Here is an 8,311-nt window from a genome sequence, read left to right as displayed (position 1 = left end):
TGGGAAGGATGAATGTCAAACTTTGAGGCGATTTCCTGCAGAGTAAGTTGATCTTTGATAGCTTCCAAAGCAACCTTTGCTTTGAATGCAGAACTAAATTTTCTTCTCGATTTTTTCATATGTACAGCGTTAAATTTACAATTTAAATAGCTGTCTTAAAAATGGGGAGTATTATAGTACTCTATTGAGTTGCCGGATGATCTTAAGCTTTTTTACCAATGGAAAAATGGTCAGCAGCAAGATTCATATGAAGCGTTTGTAAACAATTCGATGTTCGAGTCGTTACATAATGCATTAGAAGGAAATAAAGAATTAACAAGAATGATCGGATATGATTTTAAGATAGAAAATTGGTGGAATGCACATTGGATACCGATATTTTCTAATGGAGGTGGTAGTTATATTTGTTATGATTTAAAAGGTGTTTTTACAAAGGAAACAGGCCAAATTATTGAGTTTTGGCATGATTATGATGATAGGCAGGTGATTAGCCCTGATCTTAGCTCATTTATAGCAAGTTTACTTTGGTATTATAAAACAACTCCTAAAAAGCAATTTGATGAGTTTTTTAATATTAAGGATCAGTTACCAGTTTCTCAATCCTTTACAGTTAATCAACTATTAAAAAAATAATTTATATATCTATATAAGTAATGATGTGGTTTGGTAAAGTAATAATGAAAGCCTGATATAATTATTTTACTGATATGGACATAGTGAAATACATATTTTTAGACTAACAGGTTCCAAATTATAAATTGGAACTTTTTTTCTAATAACAAAGGATAAATTTGTCTTATACAACAAAGATTACAAAACTAAAATCGCAAATAAGATCATTTTTAGTTTTGTAATTATATAAAACATATATTTAAAAAATAGAAGTATGGGGTTAGCAGAAAAAAGAGTATTGAAATCGTATCAGGAAACTACGTATCAAGAGTTGGTAAAAAAAATAAATAAAACAGCCAGTAAAAATCTGGAATTTGAAGTGCAATGGGAGAGTCTCACATTGGATGGTAAGAGTCATTTATATGATGACTGCTGGACTAAAGTTTATTTTGAACCAGTACTTGCTGCTTTAGAAAGTATTTGCGCAGATGAGATGGGCAAAGAAGCGGTGCAAGAAGGACTAGAAAAAATAATAATTAAAAATGAGCAAGGTATCAGTAGCCCTAATAAATGGTGTACTATGTCGGATAAAACAATTATTCTTGATCATAAACCTATTACTAATATTGGTCAAACAGAATCAAGAGCAAAGACATTGCAAAAATTATTAGAAGATAGTTTATAGGTACAACTATTTAGAATAGAAAAAATAAAGTATGTTTACTCTAGGATTCTCATCTTCTGAATTAATGTAAACTATTCTATATCATGAAATATATTTCTCTAATATTCATAACATTGTTGGTTGGTTGTAAGTTACAACCTAAAAATGTGACGATACTTGATAGCAACACTTATAAAACGAAAGAAGAGAGAATCACTATATTGAAAACAGTGATCAAAGTACCTACAGAAATTTATGATTCAGAATTTGAATTATTTAATGTGAATGGTTTTTCTAACAATAGAATGTCCATTCCTGGTGCATCCTCCTGGAACTATAAATATGCTGTAAAGGTAAACCCTGCAGAGGTAGATCAATGGACAAAAGGGTTGATCAAAATGGATATAACCTATAATGGGAGCTGGCAAAATCAAATCATAAAACATCGAAAAGAAGAGTGGGAGGTCAAAAGTCAACCAGAAATATACATATGGGAAGAAGCACAAATTACAGTATTGATCTATAGAAAAGAAGGAATATTGTTTAAAAATATAGTACAGAATTAAAATTCACTAATTTTTAAAAAATAATTTGATTAAAAAAAGTATATGCTATGATGCAATTTTTTTTCTGTATTCTGTTGGGGTAAGCCCTACAAGATTTTTAAAAACTCTATTGAATGATGTTTTACTAGGAAAACCAGCTTCATACCCTATGGCTAATACTTTGTAGTTTCTATAGGTAGGTTCTTTCATCAATTGTTTAGCTTCGTTTACACGATACAGATTAATAAAATTATTAAAATTTTTCTGAAAACAGGAGTTTAAAATTTCTGAGAAAAGATGAACACTTATGGATAGATCATTTGCTATATCTGATTGTTTGATCTCATGATCCAGATATGGCTTTTCTTCTTCCATAAAATTCAAAATCCGTTGCATATGTTTTTTTTGATCTTCTATGGATAATGAAGAAGCTTTGTATACTGATTCAGTATTTTTTTTAGAAGCTTTTTGTTTTTGAATTTTTAGAGCAAGTGCATTAAGTTTATCTTTTAGCACTTCATTTTCATTTTTTAGTAACTTTTTATCTTCTTTTAATAGTTCTGATTGATTTTTTAATTTCTTACGTTTTTTGAGGAAGATAAAAGATATAATAGCTATTGACAAAATTAGAATAGTTCCTAGTAGAGTGTAGATCTGTTTTTCTTTATTAAGGAAAGCAAGTTTATCTTTTTGAGTGGAAATAAGGGTTGATTTATTCTCAGATTCGTTTTTAATTTCTAGTCTTTGCGCTTTTGATAATGTTGTAAGATATATTTCTCTAATAGCCGTATATCCTTTTTGTTCTTCCAGAGAATTTTCTATATTCCCTATGGATTCATATATATCAGCAAGATACTTATGCGCATCCATTTGTATTTTTAAAAAACCTCCTTTGATAGCAATTTTTTTTGCTTCTTTTAAAAATGGAAGTGCGTCCAAAGGTTTTTTTAATTTACTATGAGCACCTCCTATAACCAACAATACATGAGCTTTATTTTCAACAGAATCCTCTGATGTGATTAGTAATAAAGCCTTATTACCAATTTTAATTGCCGTTTTGTATTCCTCTAATTTTAAATAACAATCAGCTGTATTATTGAGTGATGTTATTAAGAAATCAGTACGTCCTATTTTAGTAGCCAGGTTGTTTACTTTATTATAATATACTAATGCTTCCGTATACTTTTTAGTTAACATTGCTGTATTTCCTAATGCTGAATAAGCTGCAATTAAATATGGCTCGGATTGTTCTTGATGTTCGGCAAGTTTTATAATCTTTAGCATAGATGTTCTCGCTTTTTTATAATCGCCTATAGAATTATATAAGTTACCTATGTTAACTAAAATTGTCATTTTAGCAACTCTGTTTTCTGGTAATGACTCCAGTGCGTTAGAGGCTTCCAGATACATTTCTAGCGCTAAGTCACTTTGATTTAAATTACTATGATAAATACCAAGATTTATGAGGCATTGAATTCTTAATTCTTCTAAGTTATTTTTTCTTGCGATTTCTAAAACTGCGTCACAATACTTCTTATAACTTTGGAAATCACCTTTTTTATAAGCCTTTACTGATAATTGCTTGTACAAAGGAATACTATCAACAGAAAGGCTAAGAGAGGTGCTTTTTACTACTATCGTAGTATCTGTTATTGTCTGAGCATTTACGGTAGCTGAGATAATATAGGAAACTAATAACAGTACGGTAAAGAGCTTTTGCATTGTATAAAATATCTGAAATAATCAATTTTTTCTGTTAGCAATATTCTAAAAGTGGTATTCGTATTTCTTATTGAAGAAAAGCTGCTAAGATCAATTATATGCTAAATTAGGAAACATAAAAATGATACTAAAATAAATCGTGGTTAGAAAGAATAAATCCCATTCCTAAAATAGCAATGGGATTTACTAAACTAACCAAACTAACATTATTTTCTATTTTTTTGTTTCGATTTTTATAGACTTGGTCATTTCTATTAATTTTAATATCACAGCTATTATTGAGATGTAATTTATTTAGTAGGTTGTTAAAAAATTTATAAGATGTTTCATCCATTTATCAATAGAATTCCTTGAGACTCTGATTCCAGTGTGGCGTATAGCATCAGTATAAAATACTATTGTTTTCAGCTTTTTATAGTATAGCGGTTTTGTGTTGAAATTTCACAACCTTAGGTCGAGGTAGTCTATTTTACAATACCTACAACAAATAGCATATAGTTAACTATTATTTAGTTAAGTTTTTAATTATTTTATCAGGATCCGCTCTTTCTTTATAATCTTCTTTTATGAAATCATATATAATAGTTCCATTTTGGTCAATAATATAAGTAGCAGCAATTGGTAATTGGTTTTTCTTATTACCATTACTTTGTTCTAGATTGATACCAAAGTTGTTATATATTTCTACTAAATCTTTTGGTAAAGTAAACGTGAGATTAAAGGCACTTGATATTACATTATCTACATCAGATAATATTTCAAAACTAAGATTGTTTTTCTCTAAAGTAGAGAGTGAATTATCCGGAGTTTCAGGGCTTATCGCTACAAGAATAGCTCCTAGTTTTTTGAACTTTTCTTGCGAATTTTGCAATGCACGTAATTCTAGATTGCAATAAGGACACCAACCTCCTCTGTAAAATGAAAGAATTACTTTGTTATCCAGAAGTAATTCTTGTACTGAAACGAGTTTATTAGAAGCATTTGGGAGTATTATTTTTGGTATGGTATCACCTGTTTTTAAAGCTTTAGGAATAAGTTGACTATCTGCTAATTCTTGGATAGCCTTATTCATTACTTCACGGATATTTTCTGGATGTTTATTAACTGATAATGCTGCTTTTTCTTTTAATTGCTGTGTAAGAGACATGTTTTTGTTTTAAAATTCTACTATATTAGGCGGAGGTAATAGGCTTACATTACAGCAATAAATATTATCATTTTGTTAAAGTTATTAGTAACATTCTTCTTTAAAATAAATAGTGCTTTCCATAAAGTAGAAAAAAAACATTCCAGAAAAGTATAAGATTACATCATAAAAATCACTAGTATATCTGTTATTATTAATGGGTAAATAGTATTCAAAGTAAAGACAAAAAATAATAGTAACGGTTACCTGTAATGCTAATGGTATTTGTAATGAACTATTTCCCTTAAGATATCTAATAATTTTTAAGCAAACCCAAAGTACGATCGGTATACATAAAAAGTCGTTTACATAATTATTTAATATTGGGTGCAGAGGATATTGAATCGATTGTAACCCATATATTGCAATCGCGAGGATGCCAAAAACCGGAAAGTATAATCTTTGAAGATTTCTAATTACTAGCATTACTCGTTAGTTTTTAATTCTTTAAGCTGCGATATATCCAATTATGAAAGCAATAAGAGATCCTATTGCTATTACTAGTAACCAAATAGAATATAAGAATTTCGCGGTATATCGAATTATAACATTTGGATGAGTTTGTGATCTTTCAATAAAAGACGATACTTTGTTTTTTTTATTTTGAGCTTGTAAACTCGCTTTCTTTTTTATTAATTTTTCGCGTTCTATTTTTCTTTTCAGAGTGGTATTGACTATGGCACCACATTGTACACAATAGTCTTGATTTAAATTCATTGTACCACATTTTTGACATTTCCTGTAAATTTGATCACTCATTTATTTAGCTTGTAATTGATGTAAGACAATTTAATGTTGTGTAGTCTGTTCTATTGATAGTTTTAAATGTGCTTAAGCTGTTGACATTAATAACCTTATAAGAAAATCCAAGCTATAAAAGTATTCTAAAATAACTGAAAATCGACTTCTTATTATATTAACAAAATTAATATTATTTTTTTTCTAAAATTTCCTTTTGTATTCTATTGATTGATCTATTCCATTTAGACATGATCTTAGCAGGAACTGGATATGATAATGAATTCTTCTTTTTATCTGTAAGCATCCAAGGTATTAAGACAAGTGGTTCTGATAAATTTTCTAGTTCAGGAATCCATTTTTTTACAAAATTATATTCCTTGTATTTATGGCCTTGATGAATAGGATTTGTATACCAGGTTTCATAAGCTTGTGTATGCCAATTCATCCAGTTAGCAGCAACATCGTAGTCAATTAATTTGGATTCAAAGTAAGCGGCTCCCCAAGTCCAATCAACAAGATAATCGTGAATTAAAAAACAAGAACAATTAACACGACCTCTGTTACTCATATAACCTGTTTCATTTAGCTGACGCATGTGGGCATCCACAAAGGGAATACCAGTTCTTCCTTCACACCACCTTCTGAATAATGACTTATCGTTATTAAATTCTAATTTTTTCTTAGAAAATCCAGCGGTGTGATAGACTGCATTTTGAAAACGCATAAGTTTAAAAGTAAAATAATCTCTCCATACTATTTCGAATACCATCCACCAGGTACTTTGATTTTTTTTTATATCTCTTTCATATATTTTGATTTCCTCATAAATTTTTCTTGGCGATATACAGCCAAGAGCCAGATATGCCGAAAATTTAGAACTATCATCTAATCCAAGAGATCGATTTCTAGTCCAGCGATAGTTAGTGAGCGATTCTGATTCGAATAAATAATAGGATAATCTTTCTAAAGCTTTTGATTCGCCTCCTTCAACGTAAGTAAGAGAATAATTTTTTTCTCTGTTACTTCCAATTTTAGTAACTACAGGAAGTTTGCCCCACTCATCAATGTCAATTTCTACAACAGAAATCTTATCAGGAGTAGGGAAAACTGGTCTAATTTTAGTCTCCTTTTGAGTTTTAATTCTATATGCTTTTGAGGTACGTGGAATAGTATCGATAGAGAAAGGTATGTCATTAATATGATAAAGCGTACGTCCCCAGGAAAAATTGAAGTTACACTCATTATTAAAATTTTCTTCAATAGACTCAATTAAATGAAGTTCTTCTGTTGCAAATTCTTTTTCTGCAAATACAGTTTTGCAATTATATCTATGTACTAATTCTGATAATAAATCTTCTGGTTTGCCAGTTAGAATTAAAAGATTACCACCAATTTTTTTTAGATTTTTTCTTAGATCTAGAACTGATTGAAATAGAAATTCAATCCGCACTAGGTCTGCTTTGGGAAAACCTAAGGATATAGTATCAAATTGTCGAGGGTCAAAACAGAAAACAGGTATTATTCGCTTACCGCTTTTAATTGATTTTATCAACGATTCGTTATCGTGTAATCTAAGGTCATTTTTGAACCATAATAAAACGTGTTCATCCATAAGTTAAATTTGATGTATTTGGATTCTGGAGATGAATTATCTTTTATAAAGATCTATAACTTTTTATTCCTGGTTTTGTCTGTATCCACATAAATTTAACTCAATAAAACAAGTAGTAGATAAAGAAAACTTTAAAAACGCTGGTTAAATAGAGTTTAGAGAAAGCATGTTTATTGAAAATATCTTTTTCTGGTATTTTTATAATATTCGATTATTAAATGATTTCTTATCCTTTGAGATAATATTTCATCTGATACCACAAATAAACATTTTAGTTCTTAGGTACTTTTAGACAAGAAAATTAACTAAAAAAAAAACTATGAACACAATGGAAAGACCTGGTATTCAGGAAAAAATGGAGAGAACACCGGAGACGATTAAAGAAACGTACAAAGGTAGCGACAAATTAAAAGGAAAGAAAGCATTAATCACAGGGGGAGATAGTGGTATTGGCAGAGCAGTTGCAGTTCATTTTGCTAGAGAAGGAGCTGATGTAGTAATTGCATATCTTAATGAAGATGTTGATGCAAAAAAGACAAAAGAATTGGTAGAAGCAGAGGGGCAGAATTGTATTCTTATAAAAGGAGATTTAGTCGATAATGATTATTGTGAAAGATTAATTGATCAGACTATTGAAGCGCTTGGTTCAATTGATATTTTAGTTAACAACGCGGCTACTCAATATCCTAATAAAGATCTTCAAGATATCACTTTTAGTGAGATGCAGCAGACATTTGATCTTAATATTGTATCCATGATCTATCTAACAAAATTAGCAATGAAACATCTTAAGGAAGGGGCAAGAATAATTAATACGACTTCAGTAACAGCCTATAAAGGGCATGAGATGATGGTAGATTACTCAGCTACCAAAGGGGCAATTGCTTCATTTACCAGAGCGTTGTCAGCACAATTGGCAGAAAAAAATATATTGGTAAATGCGGTAGCTCCAGGGCCTATACTTACACCTTTAATTCCTGCAACAATGGGTGATGTAAAAGATTTTGGTGAGGATACTCCATTGGGAAGACCAGGACATCCATCAGAAATTGCACCTGCATATGTATTTTTGGCTTCAGAAGATTCAACATACATTTCAGGACAAGTTATTCATATTAATGGTGGAACCGTTGTGGGTGGTTAACGCATTGCTAAAGACCTTAATTAAGATCATATCCCGGCACTTTTTACGAATAATATAAGTGCTGGGTAATTTTATATATAAACAA

At 30.0% G+C, this 8,311-nt stretch carries 9 protein-coding genes; 4 read left to right on the top strand and 5 right to left on the bottom strand.

The genetic code is table 11. From position 1 onward, the window contains the following. Window positions 1-119: transposase (locus tag ABD816_RS07800; protein ID WP_344926186.1), on the bottom strand; the 119-nt coding region annotated here is incomplete at its 3' end. Between the two features lie 70 nt (window positions 120-189). On the opposite strand from ABD816_RS07800, the gene ABD816_RS07795 reads away from it, so the two are divergent. The 3 genes from ABD816_RS07795 to ABD816_RS07785 all read left to right on the top strand — a co-directional run bounded on the left by ABD816_RS07795 (window position 190) and on the right by ABD816_RS07785 (window position 1,842). Next, window positions 190-633 (top strand): SMI1/KNR4 family protein, encoded by a 444-nt coding sequence (locus ABD816_RS07795; protein ID WP_344926181.1) that lies wholly within the window; start codon window positions 190-192, stop codon window positions 631-633. A 253-nt stretch (window positions 634-886) separates the two neighbouring features. Next, window positions 887-1,297: a hypothetical protein gene (locus ABD816_RS07790; protein WP_344926180.1), complete on the top strand. Its 411-nt coding sequence runs from the start codon at window positions 887-889 to the stop codon at window positions 1,295-1,297. An 83-nt stretch (window positions 1,298-1,380) separates the two neighbouring features. After that, entirely contained in the window at window positions 1,381-1,842 is a 462-nt protein-coding gene (locus ABD816_RS07785) for a hypothetical protein (RefSeq protein ID WP_344926179.1), read from the top strand. Between the two features lie 45 nt (window positions 1,843-1,887). On the opposite strand, the gene ABD816_RS07780 is transcribed toward ABD816_RS07785, so the two are convergent. The 4 genes from ABD816_RS07780 to ABD816_RS07765 all read right to left on the bottom strand — a co-directional run bounded on the left by ABD816_RS07780 (window position 1,888) and on the right by ABD816_RS07765 (window position 7,082). Then, window positions 1,888-3,543 carry a tetratricopeptide repeat protein gene (locus tag ABD816_RS07780; RefSeq protein ID WP_344926178.1) on the bottom strand — a complete coding sequence of 552 codons (1,656 nt, stop codon included), beginning with the start codon at window positions 3,541-3,543 and terminating at the stop codon, window positions 1,888-1,890. A gap of 505 nt (window positions 3,544-4,048) precedes the next feature. After that, window positions 4,049-4,690, bottom strand: a complete 642-nt coding sequence (locus ABD816_RS07775; protein ID WP_344926177.1) for a peroxiredoxin-like family protein — start codon at window positions 4,688-4,690, stop codon at window positions 4,049-4,051. A gap of 84 nt (window positions 4,691-4,774) precedes the next feature. Beyond that, window positions 4,775-5,155 carry a hypothetical protein gene (locus ABD816_RS07770; RefSeq protein WP_344926176.1) on the bottom strand — a complete coding sequence of 127 codons (381 nt, stop codon included), beginning with the start codon at window positions 5,153-5,155 and terminating at the stop codon, window positions 4,775-4,777. A gap of 505 nt (window positions 5,156-5,660) precedes the next feature. After that, a complete protein-coding gene (locus ABD816_RS07765; protein ID WP_344926175.1) occupies window positions 5,661-7,082 on the bottom strand; it encodes a DASH family cryptochrome in 1,422 nt (473 codons plus the stop codon). Window positions 7,083-7,401: 319 nt separating this feature from the next. Between ABD816_RS07765 and ABD816_RS07760 the strand changes: the two genes are divergently transcribed. Continuing rightward, on the top strand, window positions 7,402-8,226 hold the full coding sequence (locus tag ABD816_RS07760; RefSeq protein WP_344926173.1) for a glucose 1-dehydrogenase: 825 nt from the start codon (window positions 7,402-7,404) through the stop codon (window positions 8,224-8,226). Window positions 8,227-8,311 lie beyond the last annotated feature (85 nt).

Origin of the sequence: Aquimarina addita (assembly GCF_039539305.1) — a bacterium.
Taxonomy (GTDB): Bacteria; Bacteroidota; Bacteroidia; order Flavobacteriales; family Flavobacteriaceae; genus Aquimarina; species Aquimarina addita.
The sequence above is the reverse complement of the archived record's forward strand: the minus strand, read 5'-3'. Positions and strand labels throughout refer to the sequence as shown.

Bases quoted from the DNA above. Each gene is read 5' to 3' on its own strand.
- ABD816_RS07790 (WP_344926180.1), top strand. From the start codon at position 887: ATGGGGTTAGCAGAAAAAAGAGTATTGAAATCGTATCAGGAAACTACG.
- ABD816_RS07785 (WP_344926179.1), top strand. From the start codon at position 1,381: ATGAAATATATTTCTCTAATATTCATAACATTGTTGGTTGGTTGTAAG.
- ABD816_RS07780 (WP_344926178.1), bottom strand. From the start codon at position 3,543: ATGCAAAAGCTCTTTACCGTACTGTTATTAGTTTCCTATATTATCTCA.
- ABD816_RS07775 (WP_344926177.1), bottom strand. From the start codon at position 4,690: ATGTCTCTTACACAGCAATTAAAAGAAAAAGCAGCATTATCAGTTAAT.
- ABD816_RS07770 (WP_344926176.1), bottom strand. From the start codon at position 5,155: ATGCTAGTAATTAGAAATCTTCAAAGATTATACTTTCCGGTTTTTGGC.
- ABD816_RS07765 (WP_344926175.1), bottom strand. From the start codon at position 7,082: ATGGATGAACACGTTTTATTATGGTTCAAAAATGACCTTAGATTACAC.
- ABD816_RS07760 (WP_344926173.1), top strand. From the start codon at position 7,402: ATGAACACAATGGAAAGACCTGGTATTCAGGAAAAAATGGAGAGAACA.